The 1,500-nt window shown below is 51.1% G+C and carries 1 rRNA gene (only partly in view); it reads right to left on the bottom strand.

Annotated elements, in window-relative coordinates:
- A 23S ribosomal RNA gene (locus OKB81_RS19870) occupies window positions 1-1,344 on the bottom strand; it reaches 1,467 nt to the left of the window's first position.
- Window positions 1,345-1,500 lie beyond the last annotated feature (156 nt).

Genomic DNA, 1,500 nt, shown 5'->3' with positions numbered 1-1,500 from the left:
CACCTTAGGGGTCGACTCACCCTGCCCCGATTAACGTTGGACAGGAACCCTTGGTCTTCCGGCGAGGAGGCTTTTCACCCCCTTTATCGTTACTTACGTCAGCATTCGCACTTCTGATATCTCCAGCATACCTCTCGATACACCTTCGCAGACTTACAGAACGCTCCCCTACCACTCACGCTTAGCGTGAATCCGCGGCTTCGGTGCCTGGTTTGAGCCCCGTTACATCTTCCGCGCAGGCCGACTCGACTAGTGAGCTATTACGCTTTCTTTAAATGATGGCTGCTTCTAAGCCAACATCCTAGCTGTCTGAGCCTTCCCACATCGTTTCCCACTTAACCAGAACTTTGGGACCTTAGCCGGCGGTCTGGGTTGTTTCCCTCTTCACGACGGACGTTAGCACCCGCCGTGTGTCTCCCGGATATTACTTACTGGTATTCGGAGTTTGCATGGGGTTGGTAAGTCGGGATGACCCCCTAGCCCAAACAGTGCTCTACCCCCAGTAGTATTCGTCCGAGGCGCTACCTAAATAGCTTTCGGGGAGAACCAGCTATCTCCGAGTTTGATTGGCCTTTCACCCCCAGCCACAGGTCATCCCCTAACTTTGCAACGTTAGTGGGTTCGGTCCTCCAGTTGATGTTACTCAACCTTCAACCTGCCCATGGCTAGATCACCCGGTTTCGGGTCTACACCTTGCAACTAGACGCCCAGTTAAGACTCGGTTTCCCTACGGCTCCCCTATACGGTTAACCTCGCTACAAAATGTAAGTCGCTGACCCATTATACAAAAGGTACGCAGTCACCCCGAAGGGCTCCCACTGCTTGTACGTACACGGTTTCAGGTTCTATTTCACTCCCCTCACAGGGGTTCTTTTCGCCTTTCCCTCACGGTACTGGTTCACTATCGGTCAGTCAGGAGTATTTAGCCTTGGAGGATGGTCCCCCCATATTCAGACAGGATGTCACGTGTCCCGCCCTACTCGATTTCACATCAAGGTTGTTTTCGTGTACGGGGCTATCACCCTGTATCGCCGGCCTTTCCAGGACCGTTCCACTAACTTCCAAGATGCTTAAGGGCTAATCCCCGTTCGCTCGCCGCTACTGAGGGAATCTCGGTTGATTTCTTTTCCTCGGGGTACTTAGATGTTTCAGTTCTCCCGGTTCGCCTCGCTACGCTATGTATTCACGTAGCGATACCTAGCTTATGCTAAGTGGGTTTCCCCATTCGGAAATCCGTGAGTCGTAATGTCTCTTACCGACTGCTCACGGCTTATCGCAGGTTAGTACGTCCTTCATCGCCTCTGACTGCCAAGGCATCCACCATGTACGCTTAGTCACTTAACCATACAACCCCAAGAAGTGTCGGTGAAACCGGCACAGCTTGTTGTCGTACAACAAGGACCAAATAAAATTTGGTTTTCGCCAAGAAGTTTCCAAAGCACTTGTAACAAATGTTTGAGAACTACTTTTTAAATCAGCTTTCCAGATTGTTAAAGAGCA

The sequence above is a fragment of the Aeromonas sp. QDB56 genome, from assembly GCF_027705505.1.
Classification (GTDB): Bacteria; Pseudomonadota; Gammaproteobacteria; order Enterobacterales; family Aeromonadaceae; genus Aeromonas; species Aeromonas caviae.
This window is presented reverse-complemented; position numbering and strand designations above follow the sequence as displayed.